This window comes from Acidovorax sp. T1 (assembly GCF_002176815.1).
Taxonomy (GTDB): domain Bacteria; phylum Pseudomonadota; class Gammaproteobacteria; order Burkholderiales; family Burkholderiaceae_C; genus Acidovorax.
In genome coordinates this window covers 3,221,573-3,240,002 of sequence record NZ_CP021648.1, presented here as the reverse complement: position 1 = coordinate 3,240,002, position 18,430 = coordinate 3,221,573, and the positions used below count along the sequence as shown (strand labels likewise).

The window sequence follows — 18,430 nt, the reverse complement described above, 5'->3', positions numbered from 1 at the left end:
AGGAGACTCCCGCATGGGCGCAGCCACCCTCGATTCCGTTGTCACCACCGCCCGCGTGGGCGCCATCCTGGTCGTGACCGTCAACAACCCGCCCGTCAATGCCCTGGGCGTGGCCGTGCGCCAAGGCCTGGCCGCTGCCATGGCCGCCGCACAGGCCGACGACGCGGTTGCCGGCATACTGCTGGTGGGTGCAGGCAAGGCCTTTATTGCGGGTGCCGACATCCGCGAGTTTGGCAAGCCTGCCATGCCGCCGTCGCTGCCCGAGGTGTGCCGCGCCATCGAAGACTGCACCAAGCCCGTGGTCGCGGTGCTGCATGGCGCCGCGCTGGGCGGTGGCCTGGAAGTGGCGCTGTCGGCGCACTACCGCCTGGCGCTGCCCGCCGCCAAACTGGGCCTTCCCGAAGTCTCCCTGGGCCTGCTGCCCGGCTCCGGCGGCACGCAGCGCGCGCCGCGCCTGATGGGCGTGAAGGCCGCCACCGAGCTGATGCTCAGCGGCAAGCATCTGTCGGCCAAGGCGGCGCTGGCTGCCGGCCTGGTGGACAAGCTGGTCGAGGGCGATGACGCCCGGGCCGCTGGGTTGGCCTACATCAACGAGCTGCTGGCCCAAAAAGCCCCCGTGCGCCGCACGCGCGACATCGCCATTGCCGACCCCGTCGCAGCGCTGGCCGACCTGGAATTGCTCAAGGCCGAGACCGCCAAGAAAACCCGCGGCCTGTTCTCGCCGCTCAAGATTATCGAATGCGTGCAGGCCGCCGTTCAGCTGCCGTTTGACGAAGGCATGGCCCGCGAACGTGCGCTGTTTCTCGAGTGCCTGGACAGCCCGCAGCGCGCGGGCCTGATCCACGCCTTTTTTGCCGAGCGCGAAGTGGTCAAGGTGCCCGAGGCCAAGGCCGCCGCGCCGCGCGCGTTTGCCACCATCGCCATCATTGGTGGCGGCACCATGGGCGCGGGCATCACTGTGTCGGCGCTGGACGCGGGCTACCCCGTGACCATGGTCGAGCGCGACGCCGAGTCCATCGCCCGCGGCCGCGCCAATGTGGAAAAGGTCTACAACGGCCTGGTCGCCAAGGGCCGCATGAGCGAAGAGGCCAAGGCCGCCGTCATGGCGCGCTACACCGGCAGCACCTCGTACGACGACCTGGCCCATGTGGACCTGGTGATCGAGGCCGTGTTCGAAGACCTCGAAGTGAAAAAGGCCGTGTTCAAGGAACTCGACCGCGTGTGCAAACCCGGCGCCGTGCTGGCCACCAACACCTCGTACCTGGACATCGACGCCATCGCCGCCGCCACCAGTCGCCCGCAAGACGTGATTGGCCTGCACTTCTTCAGCCCAGCCAACATCATGAAGCTGCTGGAAATCGTGGTGCCCGCCAAGGTCAGCGCCGACGTGGTCGCCACCGCCTTTGAGCTGGCCAAGAAGCTGAAAAAAGTGCCGGTGCGCGCCGGCGTGTGCGACGGCTTCATCGGCAACCGCATCCTGGCCGTGTACAAGCAGGCCGCCGACTACCTCATGGAAGACGGCGCCAGCCCCTACGACATCGACGCGGCTGTGCGCGGCTTTGGCTTTGCGATGGGCCCGTTCCAGGTGACCGACCTGGCCGGCGGCGACATTGGCTGGGCCACGCGCAAGCGCCGTGCTGCAGCGCGCAAACCGGGCGACCCCAAAGCGCGCTATGTGGAAGTGGCCGACCGCATCTGCGAGCGCGGCTGGTTTGGCCAGAAAACCCAGCGCGGTTTTTACCTTTACCCCGAAGGCGCCCGTGTGGGCCAGCCTGATCCCGAAGTGCTGGCCATCGTCGATGCCGAGCGTGCCAAAAAGGGCGTCACGCCGCGCCAGTTCACCGCCGATGAAATCATGCGCCGCTACATGGCGGCCATGGCCAACGAAGGCGCCAACGTGGTGCACGAAGGCATTGCGCTGCGCCCGCTGGACGTGGACGTGACGTTCATCTCTGGCTACGGCTTTCCACGCTTTCGCGGCGGCCCCATGAAGTGGGCCGACATGTACGGCCTGCCCCAGCTGCTGGCCGACATCGAGGCGTTTGCCAAAGAAGACCCGCTGTTCTGGAAGCCATCGCCGCTGCTGGTCCAGCTGGTGCGGCAAGACAAAAACTTTGACAGCCTGAACCACAGCGCCTGAGCGTTGCGTGAGGTCGGCGCACCGGCCGGCCGAAGCCGCACGGCGCTGTTGCTGGCCCCATTGACCGAAAGACCCGAGACCCCATGGACCTGAATTTCACCCCCGAAGAACAAGCCTTCCGCGCCGAGGTGCAGGCTTTTCTGCAAGAAAAACTGCCCGCCCGCATTGCCAACAAGGTCAAGGCTGGCCAGCGCCTGACCAAGGAAGACCAGGAGGAATGGCACGCCATCCTGAATGCGCGCGGCTGGCTGGCCAACCACTGGCCTGTGCAATACGGCGGCCCCGGCTGGGGCGCCGTGCAGAAGTTCATTTTTGACAACGAATGCGCCCTGGCCGGTGGCCCGCGCATCGTGCCGTTTGGCCTCAACATGCTGGGCCCGGTGCTCATCAAGTACGGCAACGCGGCGCAAAAGGCGCACTGGCTGCCGCGCATCCTGAGCGGTGCCGACTGGTGGTGCCAGGGCTACTCCGAGCCGGGCTCGGGCTCGGACCTGGCCTCGGTCAAGACCACGGCCCTGCGCGGCGTCGATGCCGAAGGCGACCACTACATCGTCAACGGCCAAAAGACCTGGACCACGCAGGGCCAGCATGCCAACATGATCTTCTGCTTGGTGCGCACCGACCGCGAAGCGCGCCCGCAGGCGGGCATCAGCTTTTTGCTGGTGGACATGAACACCCCCGGTGTGGAGGTGCGCCCCATCCGCACGCTCGACGGCGACCGCGAGGTCAACGAGGTGTTCTTCACCGACGTGCGCGTGCCCGCCGAGAACCTGGTGGGCGAGGAAAACAAGGGCTGGACCTACGCCAAGTTTTTGCTGACCTACGAGCGCACCGGCATTGCGGGCGTGGGCTTCTCGGTGGCGGCGCTGGAAAAGCTCAAGGTCATCGCCGCCAAGGTGCAGCGCAACGGCAAGCCCCTGGACCAGGACCCGCAGTTTGCCGCCCGCATGGCCCAGGTCGAGATCGACCTCGAAAACATGAAGACCACCAACCTGCGCGTGATTGCGGCCGTGGCCGGTGGTGGTGTGCCGGGCGCAGAAAGCTCGATGCTGAAGATCCGTGGCACCGAAATCCGCCAGGAAATTTTGTCGCTGATCCGCCGCGCCGTGGGGCCGTATGCGCTGCCTTTCATTGAAGCGGCGCAGTACGAGGGCTATGCCGATGCGCCAGTGGGGCCCGCCGAGGCGGCCACGGCGGCGGCCAACTATTTCAACTACCGCAAGCTGTCGATTTTTGGCGGCTCCAATGAAATCCAGAAAAACATCATCTCCAAGATGATTCTTGGACTGTGAGGTTGACCCCATGAATTTTGAACACACCGAAGACCGCCGCATGCTGGCGGACACCCTGAACCGTTTCGTGGCCGAGCAGTACGGCTTTGAAACCCGCAATGCCATCGCCTATGGCGAGGTCGGCATGGAGCCCGCGCTGTGGAGCCAGTTTGCCGAGCTGGGCGCCATTGGCGCGCTGTTCCCTGAAGCCGAAGGCGGTTTTGGCGGCGCAGGCTTTGACGTGGCCGTGGTGTTTGAAGCCTTGGGCCGTGGCCTGGTGGTCGAGCCCTTTCTGGGCGCGCTGGTGGTGGGCCGCGCTCTGGTCGCAGCGGGCACGGCGGCGCAAAAAGAGCGCATTGCCAGCCTGATGGACGGCAGCACCGTGGCCGCGCTGGCGCACGACGAGCCCGGCAGCCATTACGAACTCGCCCGCGTCAGCACCCGTGCGGTGCGCAGCGGCGATGGCTGGCAGCTCAACGGCGCCAAGGCCGTGGTGGTGCAGGGCGACAACGCCCAGCTGTTGCTGGTGTCGGCGCGCACGGCCGGTGGTGTGGACAGTGAAGACGGCATCTCGCTGTTCCTGGTGCCGACCGATGCGCCCGGCGTGGCGCGCCGGGGCATGGGCCGCATCGACGGTGGCCGCGTGGCCGAAATCACGCTCGATAACGTGCAGGTGGGCGCGGATGCACTGCTGGGCGCCGAAGGCCAGGGCTTGGCCACGCTGGAGATCGCCGTGGGCTGGGGCGTGCTGGCGCTGTGCGCCGAAGCCCTGGGCGCCATGGAAGTGGCCAAGAAGGACACGCTTGAATACCTGCAGACGCGCAAGCAGTTTGGCGTTCCGATTGGCAGTTTCCAGGCCCTGCAGCACCGCATGGCCGACCTGCTGCTGGAGGTGGAGCAATCGCGCTCGGCGGTCATCAACGCCGCCGCCGCCATCGACAGCGCCGACCGCACCGAGCGCGAGCGCGCGCTGTCGGCGGCCAAGTTCACCATTGGCCGCATTGGCGCGCTGGTGTCGGAAGAAAGCATCCAGATGCACGGCGGCATCGGCATGACCTGGGAGCTGCCGCTGTCGCACTACGCCAAGCGCCTGGTGATGGTGGACCATGATCTGGGCGACGAAGACCACCACCTGGCGCGCTACATGGCGCTGGGCCGGGCCTGAGCGCCGCCGCCACCCCGCTGCTGCAGCGGCAGGGTGGCGCGGTGCTGGTAAAACGCCCACCGAATTTCAAGCCCCTGAGCCAGCTGCGGGCCTAAGATCGTGAACACGTTCTAAAGCCCAGGCATGGAGACAACAACAAATGACCACGACAACGACAACAACAGCTACTTCCCCGGCAGCCTCTGACGGCATGGACTTTCCGCTCGAAGGCGTGCGCGTGCTCGACCTCTCGCGCGTGTTTGCCGGGCCGCTGTGCGGCCAGGTGCTGGCCGACTTTGGCGCCGAGGTCATCAAGGTGGAGCACCCTGGCCGCGGCGACGACACGCGCGACTGGGGCATGCGCATCGGCAAGACCGAAACCACCTACTACAACAGCATGAACCGCAACAAGCGGTCCGTCACCGTGGATCTGCAGACGCCCGAAGGGCTCAAGATCATCCACGAGCTGCTGCCGCAGTGCGACGTGGTCATCCACAACTTCAAGACCGGCGGCGCCGAAAAACTCGGCCTGGGCTACGAGCAGCTCAAGGCGCTCCAGCCCGGTCTGATTTATTGCGCCGTGGCCGGCTACGACACCTCGGGCCCCGAGGCCAAGCGCCCCGGCTATGACCTGGTGATCCAGGGCGAAGCCGGGCTGATGGCCCTGAACGGCGAGGCGAACCAGCCGCCGCTCAAGTTCGGCGTTGCCGTGGTGGACCTGATGACCGGCATGTACGCCGCCCAAGCCGTGCTGGCCGCGCTGTTTCAGCGCACGCGCACCGGCAAGGGGCGCCTGATCGAGATGGCGCTGTACGACTGCGGCGTCATGATCACCGGCTACTACGGGCTCGACGCCATGCTGTTGGGGCACGACCCCCAGCGCTATGGCAACGCCCATCCCTCCATCGTCCCCTATGGCATGTTCGAGGCCGCCGACGGCCCGCTCATCGTGGCCGTGGGCAACAACAGCCAGTTTGACAAATTCTGCCGCCAGGTGGTGATGCGCCCCGACATCGTCGAAGACCCGCGCTACGCCACCAACGTGGAGCGCGCCAAGAACCGCCTGACCCTGCTGCCGGTGATGAAAGAGCTGATTGCCAGCTTTCCGCGCGACGTGCTGCTGCAGCGCCTGACGACCGCCGGCATCCCCTGCGGCAAGGTGGCCGGCCTGCACGAGGCCCTGACCAGCGAGCGCACCCGCCGTGGCGGCCTGCTGCAAGAAATGCCCCACCCGGTGGCGGGCACCACGCAGGTGTTCGCGCCCCCCTACCGGCTCGATGGCCAGCGCCTGCCGATTCGCAATGCGCCGCCCACGCTGGGCGAGGGCACCCGCGAGGTGCTGCAGCAACTGCTGCAACTGTCCGAGCAGGAGCTGCAGGCGCTGCGTGACAAGGGCGTACTGACGCTGCCGCAGGCTTAAATATGTCAAAAATGATAGCTATTGGCGCTTGCTGAATAAGCGCTAGAGCCTGTTTTTATATAAAACGGAGACTGCCATGAAATTTTCACCTTTTTGCCGACGCACCGTCTTGGCCCTGGCTGTTGCGCCGCTGCTGGTCGGCAGCGCCATGGCGCAGCAGGCAGCCTGGCCTGACAAGATGATCAAGCTGGTCGTGCCCTTTCCGGCGGGCGGCCCTACTGACACGGCTTCGCGCATCGTCGGCCAGAAGCTGGGTGAGCGCCTCAAGCAGACCGTGCTCGTCGAGAACAAGGCGGGTGCCTCGGGGTCGATTGCTGCCGCCCAGGTCAGCAAAAGCCCGGCCGACGGCTACACGCTGATGATGCTGGCCACGCCCACGCTGCTGGCGCCGCACCTGTACAAAAAGGCCGGCTACGACACGGTGAAAGATTTCACCCCCGTGGCCACGGTGTACGACCTGCCCATCGTGGTGGTGGTCAACCCCAGGCTGCTGCCCGATGTGACCGACCTCAAGAGCCTCATCGCCCATGCCAAGGCGCAGAAGACGCCGCTCAACTACACCAGCTCGGGCGCGGGCAGTTTTGGCCACCTGAGCATGGAGCTGCTCAAGCAGATGGCCAGCTTTGACATGCAGCATGTGCCCTACAAGGGCGGCGTGCCGGCCATCACCGACACCATCGGCGGCCAGGTGCCCGTGATGTATGCCGACCTGGTGGCTGCGTTGCCACACATCCAGGCCGGCAAGCTGCGCGCCATTGCCGTGGGCTCGCCCCAGCGCGTGACCATGCTGCCCGACGTCAAGACCATTGCCGAGCAGGGCATCAAGGGCTACGACGCCGTGTCGTGGGGCGGCCTGCTGGCGCCTTTGGGCACACCCAAGGCGGTGGTCGATCGCATCGCAAACGAGGTGCAGCAGATCCTGGCCGAGAAGGAAGTGCAGGACAAGCTGCTGAACGCCGGTGCCATCGCCCATTTCCAGACCCCGGCGCAGCTGGGCCAGCGCGTGCAGCAGGACTACACCCGCTGGGGCCAGCTGATCCGCGATAAGGGCATTGCCTCCGAGTAACGCCGTCATGAAGACACGCATTACCGAGCTGTTTGGCATAGTGCACCCCATCATCCAGGGCGGCATGCACCATGTCGGCCTGGCCGAGCTGGCTGCGGCGGTCTCCAACGCGGGCGGCCTGGGGATCATCACCGGCCTCACGCAGCGCACACCCGAGCTGCTGGCGCGCGAGATTGCGCGCTGCCGCGCCATGACCGACAAGCCCTTCGGCGTCAACCTGACCTTTTTGCCATCGGTCAACCCGCCCGACTACCCCGGCTACGTGAAAGCCATCATCGATGGCGGCGTGAAAGTGGTCGAGACAGCGGGCAACAACCCGCAAAAATGGCTGCCTGCGCTCAAGGAGGCGGGCATCAAGGTCATCCACAAGTGCACCTCGGTGCGCCACGCGCTCAAGGCCGAGGCCATTGGCTGCGACGCCATCAGCGTCGATGGCTTTGAATGCGGTGGCCATCCGGGCGAGGACGATGTGCCCAACTTCATCCTGTTGCCGCGTGCGGCAGAGGCGTTGAAGATTCCCTTTGTCGCCTCGGGCGGCATGGCCGATGGCCGCTCGCTGGTGGCCGCGCTGGCGCTGGGCGCCGAGGGCATCAACATGGGCACACGCTTCATTGCCACACAAGAGGCGCCCGTGCACGACAACGTCAAGCGCGCCATCGTGGCGGCCAGCGAGCTCGACACCCGCCTGGTCATGCGCCCGCTGCGCAACACCGAGCGCGTGCTGACCAATGGTGCCGCCGAGCGCCTGCTGCAAAAAGAGCGCGAACTGGGCGCGGCCATCACCTTCGCGGACATTGCGCCCGAAGTGGCGGGTGTCTATCCGCGCATCATGCAGGATGGCGACATGGAGGCGGGCGTCTGGTCGTGCGGCATGGTGGCTGGCTTGATCCACGACGTGCCCACCGTGCAGCAATTGATCGACTCCATCATGGCCCAGGCCGATGCGCTCATCAGCGAACGCCTGGCCGGGCTGCTGCGCCCGGCGGCCTAGCCCGTTTATTTCTGGAACCCCCCAAGGAAAGATATCCCATGAAAATTCTTGTCCCTGTCAAACGCGTGGTGGACTACAACGTGAAAGTCCGCGTCAAATCGGACGGCAGCGGTGTGGACACAGCCAACGTCAAGATGAGCATGAACCCCTTTGACGAAATCGCCGTCGAAGAAGCCGTGCGCCTGAAAGAAAAAGGCCTGGTGACCGAAGTCATCGCCGTCAGCTGCGGCGTGGCCCAGTGCCAGGAAACCCTGCGCACCGCCATGGCCATCGGCGCCGACCGCGCCATCCTGGTGGAAACCGACGCCGACCTGCAGCCGCTGGCCGTGGCCAAGCTCTTGAAGGCGCTGATCGACAAGGAGCAGCCATCGCTCGTGATTCTGGGCAAACAAGCCATCGACGACGACGCCAACCAGACCGGCCAGATGCTCGCCGCATTGGCCGACCTGCCCCAGGCCACGTTCGCCAGCAAAGTCGAACTCTCGGCGGACAGCGTCAGCGTCACCCGCGAAGTCGACGGCGGCCTGGAAACCCTGGCATTGAGCCTGCCTGCCGTCATCACCACCGACCTGCGCCTGAACGAGCCCCGCTACGTCACCTTGCCCAACATCATGAAGGCCAAGAAAAAGCAGCTGGACACCATGAAGCCCGAAGACCTTGGCGTGGACGTGGCCCCGCGCCTGAAGACCCTCAAGGTGACCGAGCCCGCCAAACGTGGTGCCGGCATCAAGGTGGCCGACGTCGCTGCCCTGGTCGACAAACTCAAGAACGAAGCAAAAGTTATTTGACCCCCCTGAGTCGCTTCGCGCCTTCCCCCCAAGGGGGACGACACCCTCGGTGCGGCGCGGCCCTTCCTCGGTGTCCCGCGCATCGGCCCCGGTTGATCGAAGACCGCGGTTGATGCCGACACCCTCCAAGATTCAAGAGAAAGACGACTGTCATGACAACTCTCGTTATTGCTGAACACGACAACGCCACCATCAAGGGCGCAACCCTGAACACCGTCACCGCCGCTGTGGCCTGTGGTGGGGATGTGCACGTGCTGGTTGCCGGCCACAACGCAGCCGCCGCCGCACAGGCAGCCGCCCAGATCACCGGCGTTGCCAAGGTCATCCACGCCGACGCACCCGGCCTGGAACACGGCCTGGCAGAAAACGTTGCCGCGCAAGTACTGGCCATCGCATCCAACTACAGCCACATCCTGTTCCCGGCCACCGCCAGCGGCAAGAACGTGGCCCCCCGCGTGGCCGCCAAGCTCGACGTGGCCCAGATCAGCGACATCACCAAAGTGGTGAGCCAAGACACCTTCGAGCGCCCCATCTACGCCGGCAACGCCATTGCCACCGTGCAAAGCGCAGACAGCGTCAAGATCATCACCGTGCGCACCACTGGCTTTGACGCCGCCGCCGCCACGGGAGGCAGCGCACCAGTGGAAACCGCCGCTGCCACGGCCGACGACGGCAAGAGCAAGTTCATGGGCAGCGAAATCGCCAAGAGCGACCGGCCCGAACTCACCGCCGCCAAGATCATCGTCTCCGGCGGCCGCGCCCTGGGCAGCAAGGAAAAGTTCGACGAAGTCATGACCCCGCTGGCCGACAAGCTCGGTGCAGCTCTGGGCGCCAGCCGCGCTGCAGTGGACGCGGGCTACGCGCCCAACGACTGGCAAGTGGGCCAGACCGGCAAGATCGTGGCGCCGCAGCTGTACATCGCAGCGGGCATCTCGGGTGCGATCCAGCACCTGGCGGGCATGAAGGACTCCAAGGTGATCGTGGCGATCAACAAGGACCCCGAGGCGCCGATCTTCAGCGTGGCCGACTATGGGCTGGAGGCGGACCTGTTTGCGGCCGTGCCGGAACTGGTCAAGGCGCTGTAACGCCTGCAAATGCTATTATTATTATAGCTGCTAGCGCTTATCCCATAAGCGCTAGCGTCAGCATTTATCTAGAAACAGAACGGAGACAAAACCCATGAGCGTGAAACTTTCCCGCCGCACCCTGGTGCAGGCCGGCACCGCCGCACTGGCCAGCGTGGCCCTGCCATCGCTGGCGCAAACGGCCTGGCCGAGCAAGCCGATCAAGATCATCGTGCCCTACACGGCCGGTGGCTTTACCGACCAGATGGCGCGCCTGCTGCAGGTGGGCCTGCAAAAGCAGCTGGGTCAGCCCGTGGTGATCGACAACAAGCCCGGTGCCAACAGCATCATCGGTGTCGATGCGGTGGCCAAATCGGCGCCCGACGGGCACACCTTTGGTGTCGTGATTCCGGCCTTCACGGCCAACACCACGCTCTACCCCAAGCTGCCCTACAACGCACGCAAGGATCTGGTGGGCGTTTCATTGATGGGCGTGTCGCCCCTGGTGGCGGCGGTGTCTGGCAATGCGCCGTTCAAGAACACCAAGGAGCTGGTGGCCTACGCCAGGGCCAACCCCGGCAAGGTGAGCTTTGCCTCGTCGGGCAGCGGCTCGGCGGCGCACCTGACCAGCGAGTTGCTCAAGACGCTGACCAAGACCTACATGGTCCACATACCGTACCGGGGTGCGTCGCCCGCGCTGGCCGATCTGCTGGGCGGCCAGGTGCCGCTGTTCCTCGACCCGCCACCCAACCTGATCCAGCCCGCCAAGGCCGGTCGCATCCACCTCATCGGTGTGGCCAGCGAAAAGCGCCTGCCCATCCTGCCCGATGTGCCGACCTTCGTGGAGCAGGGCATTCCCGGCATGCTGGGCAGCACCTGGGCCAGCATGATTGCCCCGGCAGGCACACCGCGCGACATCGTCAAGCGCATGTCGGAGGCAGTGAACCAGATCATCCACAGCGAAGAAACCCGCGCCAAGCTGGAAACCATGGGCACGTTTGCCGAAGGCACCACGCCCGAGGCCTGCGACGCTTTCCTTGCGTCGGAGACCACGAAGTGGGGCAAGGTGATCAGCGATGCCGGGGTGAAGCTGGACTGAGTGCCCAGGCGATGGCGGCGCGTCAGGTATAGCGCTTGGCGCGCAGGTTGTCCTTTATCTGCTGCAGCACCGGTTGCAGCGATGGTCCGATGCGCAGCGCCACGCACGTGGCCAGCACGTCAATCACCAGCAGGTGCAGCAGGCGCGACACCATGGGGCTGTAGCGGTCGTAGCCCTCGGGGTGGTCGGCGGCCAGGTGGATGGCGCAGGCGGTTACCAGGGGCGAGCCGCTGGCGGTGATGGCAATGGTGGTGGCGCCGTTCTTGCGCGCGATGTCTGCCGCGTCCATCAGGTCGCGCGTGCGGCCCGAGTTGGAGATAATCACCGCGCAGTCGCCCGGGCCGAGCAGGGTGGCGCTCATTACCTGGATATGGCCGTCGCTGGTGGCGATGGATGTCACGCCCAGGCGAAAGAACTTGTGCTGCGCATCCTGCGCCACGAAGCCGGAATTGCCCGCGCCATAAAACTCGATGCGCTTGCCCGCTTTCCAGGTGCTGGTGATGGCCTCGGCGGCGCGTTCGATGGCCACCGTGCTGGCGGCGTTGCGGTATTGCAAAAAGGCGGCCACCGCGTTGTCCACCACCTTGACCAGCACATCGCCGGTTTTGTCGTCGGCGTCCACGCTGCGGTGAATGAAGGGCACGCCTTCGCTCACGCTGCCGGCGAGCTTGAGCTTGAAATCGGCCAGGCCGTCGTAGCCCATGCTGCGGCAAAAGCGCACCACGGTGGGCTTGCTGACCAGCGCGCGCGCGGCCAGCTCGCGCACCGGAAGGCGGGCAAATGCGCGTGCGTCCTCCAGCACCAGACGGCCCACGCGCTGCTCGGCGGGGGCCAGGGAAGGCAGGGAGGCGGTGATGCGGTCCAGCATGTCAAATCCACGGAAAAGTCAGAAACGAGGGTGCGCCAATGTAACGCGGTTTCATGCCCGGGGCCGTCTCGGTAACGGGCCGTCTACACTTGGGGGTTGCATGCCTCGTCACATTGGCGCGGCCCCTATAAGTGTTGAACCGTTCGCCCCGAGCCGTTCGGCTGGCCCGGGACTGGCTTGTCGAAGGGCTTCGACCAGCTCAGCCTGAACGGTACTGGAGACATCCAAGGGCCAGACCCATCGTGCTGGCAGGCCTGCTTGTCCACTGTCCACCCCATGAGACTTTTGCCATGAATCAGCTTGACGCCCTCAAACAGTTCACCACCGTGGTCGCCGATACCGGCGACTTCAAGCAGCTGGCGCAATTCCAGCCCCAGGATGCGACCACCAACCCGTCGCTGATCCTCAAGGCCGTGCAAAAGCCCGAATACGCGCCTTTGCTGCAGTCCACCGTGGCCCAATGGAAAGATCGCCCCATGGATGAGGTGATCGACCGCCTGCTGGTGCGCTTTGGCTGCGAGATTCTGGCCACCATTCCGGGGCGGGTGTCCACCGAAGTGGATGCGCGCCTGAGCTTTGACACCAGCGCCACCGTCACGCGGGCGGAGCGGATCATCGAGCTGTACCAGGCGCAGGGCATTCACATCGACCGGGTGCTCATCAAGGTGGCGGCCACCTGGGAAGGCATCAAGGCCGCAGAAAAGCTGGAACGGCGCGGCATTCACACCAACCTCACGCTGCTGTTCTCGTTTTGCCAGGCGGTTGCCTGCGGGCAGGCCAAGGTGCAATTGATTTCGCCGTTTGTCGGGCGCATCTACGACTGGTACAAAAAACAGGCCGGTGCCAGCTGGGACGAGGCCGCGCGCAGCGGCGCCAACGACCCGGGCGTGCAATCGGTCACCCAGATCTACAACCACTACAAGCATTTCGGCATTGCCACCGAGGTGATGGGCGCGAGCTTTCGCAACATTGGCCAGATTACCGCGCTGGCCGGCTGCGACCTGCTGACCATCGCCCCCGAGCTGCTGGCACAGCTCGCGGCCTCGGAGGCTCCCTTGCAACCGGCGCTCAATGCCGAGGCAGCCCGCACCATGCCGCTGCCTGCGGTTCAGTTCGACGAATCGGGTTTCCGCTTTGCGCTGAATGAAGACGCCATGGCCACCGAAAAGCTGGCCGAGGGCATCCGCAGCTTTGCAGCAGATGCCGTGAAGCTGGAAAAACTCATCCAGGCGGCCTGATCGCGTAGGGCTGCGCTGGCGCGCACCCGGCACTCGCGCAGCCCTTGCCCTGGCTCGTTACACTTGCGCACCCTGCCTGGAGTTCAGGCAACAGGAATTGATTCATGCACTCAGTTGTCATCAGCGGAACCGGCATTTACCAGCCCCCGCACACCATCACCAATGCCGAGCTGGTTGAAGCCTTCAACCGCTATGTGGACCAGGAAAACGCGCGCCTTGCTGACGAAATCGCCGCCGGCGTGCGCGAGCCGTTGACCTATTCCAGCGTCGAATTCATCGAAAAGGCCTCCGGCATCAAGCAGCGCTATGTGCTGGAGAAAACCGGTGTGCTGGACCCTTCACGCATGTACCCACGCTTTACCGAGCGGTCCGACGATCAGCTGTCGCTGATGGCCGAGATTGCCGTGGACGCTGCGCGCAAGGCGCTGGATGCCGCTGGCAAGACCGGCGACCAGATCGATGCCGTGCTGTGCTCGGCGGCCAACATGCAGCGCGCCTACCCGGCCATGGCCATCGAGATCCAGCAGGCCTTGGGTGCGGGCGGCTATGGGTTTGACATGAATGTGGCCTGCTCGTCGGCCACCTTTGCCATCGAGCAGGCCGTCAACGCCGTGCGCACCGGCAGCGCCAAGTGCGTGCTGGTGGTCAACCCCGAGATCACCTCGGGCCACCACGAATGGCGCGACCGTGATTGCCATTTCATCTTTGGCGATGTCTGCACGGCGGTAATTGTCGAGCGGGCCGACTGCGCCACCTCGGCCGACCAGTGGGAAGTGCTGGGCACCAAGTTGGCCACCCAGTTCTCCAACAGCATCCGCAACAACTTCGGCTTTCTCAACCGCTGCGAGGACAGCGACCCGAACGCGCGCGACAAGACCTTCCGCCAGGAGGGCCGCAAAGTGTTCAAGGAAGTGGTGCCGCTGGCTGCCGCCCACATCGAGGCCCATCTGGCCGCGCTGGAGCAGGCACCGACGGCCGTGCGCCGCTATTGGCTGCACCAGGCCAATCATGGAATGAACCAGCTGGTCATCAAGAAATTGGTGGGCGCGGATGCGGGTGCTGACGTGGCTCCCCTGATCCTGGACGAGTTCGCCAACACCGCATCGGCGGGCTCCATCATTGCGTTTCACAAGCACCGGGACGACCTGGCTGCCGGTGATCTGGGCGTGATCTGCTCCTTTGGCGCGGGCTATTCCATCGGTAGCGTGGTGGTTCGCAAGCGCTGACCCTGTTTCAGACTTCCTCGCTCCAGCAAAAGCCGTCGCGCGCGATCATGGCGCTGGCGGCGCTGGGGCCCCAGCTGCCGGCTGCATAGGGCCGCGGTCCGTGCGGATCGGTGCGCCAGTGCGCCAGAATGGGCTCCACCCAGCGCCAGGCCTCCTCCTGCTCGTCACTGCGCACAAACAGGTTCAGCCGGCCTGCGATCACGTCCAGCAGCAGGCGCTCGTAGGCGCCCACGCGTTCGGTGCCAAAGCGCTGGTCAAAGTCGAGGTTGAGGTGCACTGGCGCCAGCGCGGGTTCGGTCTGGTGCTGCGCGGCGCCCTGGGCCAGCAGGTGCAACTCCAGCCCGTCCTTGGGCTGCAGGTTGATGACCAGGCGGTTGGCGGCGCCCGCCGGGGTCTTGAAGATCGGGTGGGGCACGGGCCGGAAATTGACCACAATGTGGGCGTTGCGGCCCGCCAGGCGTTTGCCGGTGCGGATGAAAAATGGCACGCCCGCCCAGCGCCAGTTGGAAATTTCGGTGCGCAGGGCCACAAAGGTCTCTGTGGTGCTGCCCGGGGCAACGCCGCTTTCCTGCAAATAACCCGCAACGGCCTGGCCCTGGCGCGTGCCGGCGGCATATTGCCCCCGCACCACATGCTGGCCGATGGTGTCGGGGCTCCAGGGCTTGAGCGATTGCAGCACCTTGAGTTTCTCGTCGCGAATGGCGTTGGCGCTGGCGTTGATGGGCGGCTCCATGCCAATGGCGCACAGCAATTGCAGGGCATGGTTTTGCACCATGTCGCGCAGGGCGCCCGTCTGGTCGTAGAAGGCGCCGCGGGTTTCCACGCCCAGTTCTTCGGCGATGGTGATCTGGATGTTGGCAATGGTTTCGCGCCGCCACAGGGGCTCGAACAGCGCATTGCCAAAGCGCATGGCAAAGAGGTTCTGCACCGATGGCTTGCCCAGGTAGTGGTCGATGCGAAACACCTGGTTTTCCCGCAGCACGTGCCGCAGCGCCTCGTTGATGGCGCGGTTCGATTGCAGGTCATGGCCCAGGGGTTTTTCGAGCACCACGCGGGTGGCGGGGCCGTTCAGTCCGACGGCCGCGATCTGCTCGCAGACGGTCGTGAAAAGACTGGGCGCCGTGGCGACATACATCACCAGCGAGTCGGCATTGCGGGCCTTGATCATGTCGGCCAGCCGCCCATAATCCTGCGGTTGCGACAGGTCCATGCGAAGGTGGTGCAGCAGCGCCGCGAAGCGCGAAAACTCCTGAGGTGTCGGGCGTTTGGCCAACTCGACATCGTCAAAGCGCATCTGGATTCGGCTGCGGTATTGATCGTCGGTAAGATCGTCCCGCGCCACGCTGATAATGCGGCCACCTTCGGGCAGCGTGCCGTGCCGAAAGGCCTGGAACAGCGCGGGCAGGAGTTTGCGCCAGGCGAGGTCGCCGGTGCCGCCAAACAGGACGAGGTCAAAACTCATGGGGTCTCCGGCGATGGGGGGCGAGTCTGCATCAGGCCGGTAATTGTAATCTCGTTACATTGGTGTTTGGTCTTCTTCGATTAGGCAAGGTTTTTTTGGATTTTTTAATTTTCTGTCGCTTGAAGTTTTTGTAATTTGGTTACTTTTTTGTTTGCGTACCATGGACATGTCCGAGTTTCTTCGTTGTGATCAGACGCCCCAGTGGTCCTTGTTGAAGGCCCATTTTTCAGCGCAGGGTGCGCGTCTTGATCTGCGCCAGGCTTTTGCCGAGGACACCGGGCGTTTTGAACATTTCAGCCAGGTGGCACCCCACCTGTTTGCCGATCTTTCCAAGAACCTCTGGGACCCGACCACCGAGGTACTGCTGATGGACATGGCGCGCTCGTGCGGGCTGGAGCAGCACCGCGACGCCATGCTGCACGGCGAGCCCATCAACACCACCGAGGGCCGTGCGGTATTGCACACCCTGCTGCGGCGTCCGCCAGGGCAGGTGCTGCCGGGTGATCTGCCCGGAGTGGCCGAGAGCCTGGTCGAGGTGCACTCCACGCTGGACGCCATGCTGGCTTTTGCCGACCGCATGCGCGCTGACGAGGGCATCACCGACGTGGTGAACATCGGCATCGGCGGCTCGGACCTGGGGCCGCACATGGCCGTACTGGCGCTGGATGCCTACCGCGCGCCGGGCAAGCGGTTTCACTTCGTTTCCAACGCCGATGGCCACGAGCTGGCGGGCGTGCTGCGGCTGCTGCGGCCGCAAAGCACCTTGTTCCTGGTGGCCTCCAAAACCTTCACCACGGCAGAAACCATGACCAACGCACGTTCGTGCCTGGCCTGGTTTGCCCAGCAGGGTGGCACGGATGTGGCGCGCCATTTTGTGGCGCTCACGGCCCAGCCGGATGCCGCAAAGGCACTGGGCATCACCCGGTCGTTTGGTTTCTGGGACTGGGTGGGTGGGCGCTATTCGCTGTGGTCGTCCATTGGCCTGGCGCTGGCCATCTCGATCGGCGCCGCCGGTTTTCGCGGGCTGCTGGCGGGTGGGCATGCCATGGACGAGCACTTTCGCACCGCACCGCTGGCGGCGAATTTGCCCGTGCGCCTGGGCTTGCTCGATGTTTGGTATCGCAATTTCCATGGCTTTACGAGCCGTTGTGTGGCGCCGTACCACGCCGGGCTGCGGCGCTGGTCGGCCTATCTGCAGCAGCTCGAAATGGAGAGCAATGGCAAGCGCGTGGCCGCCAGTGGCGAGGCCCTGGCCTATGCCACGTCGCCCGTGCTGTGGGGCGAGCCGGGAACCAACGGGCAGCATGCGTTCTTTCAGATGCTGCACCAGGGCTCGGATGTGCTGCCGCTGGAAATCGTGGCGGTGCGCCAACCGGCGCACTCGCTTGTCGGCCACCATGATCAGGTGCTCGCCAATGCCCTGGCACAGGTGCAGGCGCTGATGGTGGGCAAGGCCAGCGACGATGGGCATCGGCATTTCCCGGGCAACCGGCCCAGCACCTTTTTGCTGCTGGAGTCCCTGACGCCCGAGTCGCTGGGGGCGCTCATCGCCTTGCAGGAGCACCGCGTGTTTGTCAGCGGCGCCCTGTGGGGCATCAACAGCTTCGACCAGTGGGGCGTGGAGCTGGGCAAGGTGCTGGCGCGCGACCTGCAGCAGCGGCTGGCCAGCGGCGATGTATCCGGGCTCGATTCATCCACGGCAGGCTTGCTGCAACGCCTGCGCGGCTGAGACTGGTGCCCCTTCAGCGGGTCCGAAAAAAGTTCACCGGCAGACCCGGAATGTCCACCCGCATGCGCAGCAGGCTGCCTGCGGGAACGGCGGCCTCGCATTCGCTGGCCGGCCGCCCGGCGCGCGCCGAGGTGATGTAGAGCGTGCGCAGATCGTCGTCGCCAAAGCACACCATGGTGGGGCATTGCACCTGTGTGGGGATGCGTTGCAGCACCTCGCCCGCAGCCGACAGCTGAAGAATGCTGGCCCCTTCATACATGGCCACCCAGTAGTTGCCGTCCACATCCACGCTGGCGCCATCGGGGCGGCCACCATAGGGTTCGCCCGCAACCTTGGGGGCGAAGCGGACCCAGGGTTGCCGATCGCTGATGCGCCCCGTGGCAGCGTCGAACGCAAAGCGGTCAATGCGGTGTTCGGGCGTGTTGGACCAATACATCCAGCGGTTGTCGGGGCTGAAGGCCAGGCCATTGGCCGTGAAATTGTCACCCGCCATGCGGTCGATGGCGCAGTGGTCCGTGGTGCAGTCCAGGCGCCACAGGGCGGCACCCGCGTGCGTGCGCGGCGTGATCATGGAGCCGGCCCAGAACCGGCCGGCAGTGTCGCATTTGCCATCGTTCAGGCGCAGCAGGCGGGTGTCGTGCGCGTCGGCCGGCAGGGTGGCCAGGCAAGCCAGGGCGCCGGTCGTGCAGTCCAGGTGATACAACCCGTCGCGTAACCCGATTACTATTTTTCCATCGACCGATGGTGCGCAGCATCCGGGCTCCGACGGCATCTTCCATTGCCAGCGGCGGCCGGTGCCCGGCTCCCATGCGTTCACGGCAAAGCCTGCAATGTCGCACCAATAAAGGCGCTGCTCCAGCGGGTGCCAGAAGGGTGATTCGCCCAGCTCCGAGGGCGGCAACGGGAGCGCTTGCAAGGGCATGG

15 protein-coding genes are annotated in these 18,430 nt (G+C 65.1%); 12 read left to right on the top strand and 3 right to left on the bottom strand.

Going from position 1 to position 18,430, the window contains the following annotated elements:
* Positions 1-13 precede the first annotated feature (13 nt).
* From CCX87_RS15105 to CCX87_RS15065, 9 genes are all read left to right on the top strand, one after another.
* Positions 14-2,140 carry a 3-hydroxyacyl-CoA dehydrogenase NAD-binding domain-containing protein gene (locus CCX87_RS15105; RefSeq protein WP_087747540.1) on the top strand — a complete coding sequence of 709 codons (2,127 nt, stop codon included), beginning with the start codon at positions 14-16 and terminating at the stop codon, positions 2,138-2,140.
* A gap of 83 nt (positions 2,141-2,223) precedes the next feature.
* The gene (locus CCX87_RS15100; RefSeq protein WP_087747539.1) at positions 2,224-3,432 is read left to right on the top strand and encodes an acyl-CoA dehydrogenase family protein; all 1,209 of its coding nucleotides are present in this window, start codon (positions 2,224-2,226) and stop codon (positions 3,430-3,432) included.
* Between the two features lie 10 nt (positions 3,433-3,442).
* Positions 3,443-4,576 (top strand): acyl-CoA dehydrogenase family protein, encoded by a 1,134-nt coding sequence (locus CCX87_RS15095; protein ID WP_087747538.1) that lies wholly within the window; start codon positions 3,443-3,445, stop codon positions 4,574-4,576.
* Between the two features lie 139 nt (positions 4,577-4,715).
* Positions 4,716-5,975, top strand: coding sequence for a CaiB/BaiF CoA transferase family protein (locus tag CCX87_RS15090; RefSeq protein ID WP_087747537.1), 1,260 nt, complete (start codon positions 4,716-4,718; stop codon positions 5,973-5,975).
* A 76-nt stretch (positions 5,976-6,051) separates the two neighbouring features.
* Positions 6,052-7,041 carry a Bug family tripartite tricarboxylate transporter substrate binding protein gene (locus CCX87_RS15085; RefSeq protein ID WP_087747536.1) on the top strand — a complete coding sequence of 330 codons (990 nt, stop codon included), beginning with the start codon at positions 6,052-6,054 and terminating at the stop codon, positions 7,039-7,041.
* Between the two features lie 7 nt (positions 7,042-7,048).
* Positions 7,049-8,032, top strand: coding sequence for an NAD(P)H-dependent flavin oxidoreductase (locus tag CCX87_RS15080; protein ID WP_087747535.1), 984 nt, complete (start codon positions 7,049-7,051; stop codon positions 8,030-8,032).
* A gap of 38 nt (positions 8,033-8,070) precedes the next feature.
* Complete coding sequence (locus CCX87_RS15075; protein WP_087747534.1) at positions 8,071-8,820, top strand: electron transfer flavoprotein subunit beta/FixA family protein; 750 nt, start codon at positions 8,071-8,073, stop codon at positions 8,818-8,820.
* 152 nt (positions 8,821-8,972) lie between these two features.
* On the top strand, positions 8,973-9,905 hold the full coding sequence (locus CCX87_RS15070; protein WP_087747533.1) for an electron transfer flavoprotein subunit alpha/FixB family protein: 933 nt from the start codon (positions 8,973-8,975) through the stop codon (positions 9,903-9,905).
* Between the two features lie 94 nt (positions 9,906-9,999).
* Positions 10,000-10,983 (top strand): Bug family tripartite tricarboxylate transporter substrate binding protein, encoded by a 984-nt coding sequence (locus CCX87_RS15065; RefSeq protein ID WP_087747532.1) that lies wholly within the window; start codon positions 10,000-10,002, stop codon positions 10,981-10,983.
* 22 nt (positions 10,984-11,005) lie between these two features.
* On the opposite strand, the gene CCX87_RS15060 is transcribed toward CCX87_RS15065, so the two are convergent.
* Positions 11,006-11,851, bottom strand: a complete 846-nt coding sequence (locus CCX87_RS15060; protein ID WP_087747531.1) for a MurR/RpiR family transcriptional regulator — start codon at positions 11,849-11,851, stop codon at positions 11,006-11,008.
* A gap of 290 nt (positions 11,852-12,141) precedes the next feature.
* Here CCX87_RS15060 and tal point away from each other — a divergent pair, with 290 nt between their 5' ends.
* The gene (gene tal, locus CCX87_RS15055) at positions 12,142-13,089 is read left to right on the top strand and encodes a transaldolase (protein WP_087747530.1); all 948 of its coding nucleotides are present in this window, start codon (positions 12,142-12,144) and stop codon (positions 13,087-13,089) included.
* Positions 13,090-13,193: 104 nt separating this feature from the next.
* Positions 13,194-14,315 (top strand): beta-ketoacyl-ACP synthase III, encoded by a 1,122-nt coding sequence (locus CCX87_RS15050; RefSeq protein ID WP_087747529.1) that lies wholly within the window; start codon positions 13,194-13,196, stop codon positions 14,313-14,315.
* 7 nt (positions 14,316-14,322) lie between these two features.
* On the opposite strand, the gene zwf is transcribed toward CCX87_RS15050, so the two are convergent.
* Entirely contained in the window at positions 14,323-15,777 is a 1,455-nt protein-coding gene (gene zwf / locus CCX87_RS15045; RefSeq protein WP_087747528.1) for a glucose-6-phosphate dehydrogenase, read from the bottom strand.
* Between the two features lie 160 nt (positions 15,778-15,937).
* On the opposite strand from zwf, the gene pgi reads away from it, so the two are divergent.
* On the top strand, positions 15,938-17,506 hold the full coding sequence (gene pgi, locus CCX87_RS15040) for a glucose-6-phosphate isomerase (protein ID WP_442857471.1): 1,569 nt from the start codon (positions 15,938-15,940) through the stop codon (positions 17,504-17,506).
* Between the two features lie 13 nt (positions 17,507-17,519).
* On the opposite strand, the gene CCX87_RS15035 is transcribed toward pgi, so the two are convergent.
* Complete coding sequence (locus tag CCX87_RS15035) at positions 17,520-18,428, bottom strand: SMP-30/gluconolactonase/LRE family protein (protein WP_087747527.1); 909 nt, start codon at positions 18,426-18,428, stop codon at positions 17,520-17,522.
* Positions 18,429-18,430 lie beyond the last annotated feature (2 nt).

Coding starts and splice junctions, on each gene's coding strand:
- CCX87_RS15090 (WP_087747537.1), top strand. CDS start 4,716: ATGACCACGACAACGACAACAACAGCTACTTCCCCGGCAGCCTCTGAC.
- CCX87_RS15105 (WP_087747540.1), top strand. CDS start 14: ATGGGCGCAGCCACCCTCGATTCCGTTGTCACCACCGCCCGCGTGGGC.
- CCX87_RS15060 (WP_087747531.1), bottom strand. CDS start 11,851: ATGCTGGACCGCATCACCGCCTCCCTGCCTTCCCTGGCCCCCGCCGAG.
- CCX87_RS15075 (WP_087747534.1), top strand. CDS start 8,071: ATGAAAATTCTTGTCCCTGTCAAACGCGTGGTGGACTACAACGTGAAA.
- CCX87_RS15065 (WP_087747532.1), top strand. CDS start 10,000: ATGAGCGTGAAACTTTCCCGCCGCACCCTGGTGCAGGCCGGCACCGCC.
- tal (WP_087747530.1), top strand. CDS start 12,142: ATGAATCAGCTTGACGCCCTCAAACAGTTCACCACCGTGGTCGCCGAT.
- zwf (WP_087747528.1), bottom strand. CDS start 15,777: ATGAGTTTTGACCTCGTCCTGTTTGGCGGCACCGGCGACCTCGCCTGG.
- CCX87_RS15080 (WP_087747535.1), top strand. CDS start 7,049: ATGAAGACACGCATTACCGAGCTGTTTGGCATAGTGCACCCCATCATC.
- CCX87_RS15035 (WP_087747527.1), bottom strand. CDS start 18,428: ATGCCCTTGCAAGCGCTCCCGTTGCCGCCCTCGGAGCTGGGCGAATCA.
- CCX87_RS15100 (WP_087747539.1), top strand. CDS start 2,224: ATGGACCTGAATTTCACCCCCGAAGAACAAGCCTTCCGCGCCGAGGTG.
- CCX87_RS15050 (WP_087747529.1), top strand. CDS start 13,194: ATGCACTCAGTTGTCATCAGCGGAACCGGCATTTACCAGCCCCCGCAC.
- pgi (WP_442857471.1), top strand. CDS start 15,938: ATGGACATGTCCGAGTTTCTTCGTTGTGATCAGACGCCCCAGTGGTCC.
- CCX87_RS15095 (WP_087747538.1), top strand. CDS start 3,443: ATGAATTTTGAACACACCGAAGACCGCCGCATGCTGGCGGACACCCTG.
- CCX87_RS15085 (WP_087747536.1), top strand. CDS start 6,052: ATGAAATTTTCACCTTTTTGCCGACGCACCGTCTTGGCCCTGGCTGTT.
- CCX87_RS15070 (WP_087747533.1), top strand. CDS start 8,973: ATGACAACTCTCGTTATTGCTGAACACGACAACGCCACCATCAAGGGC.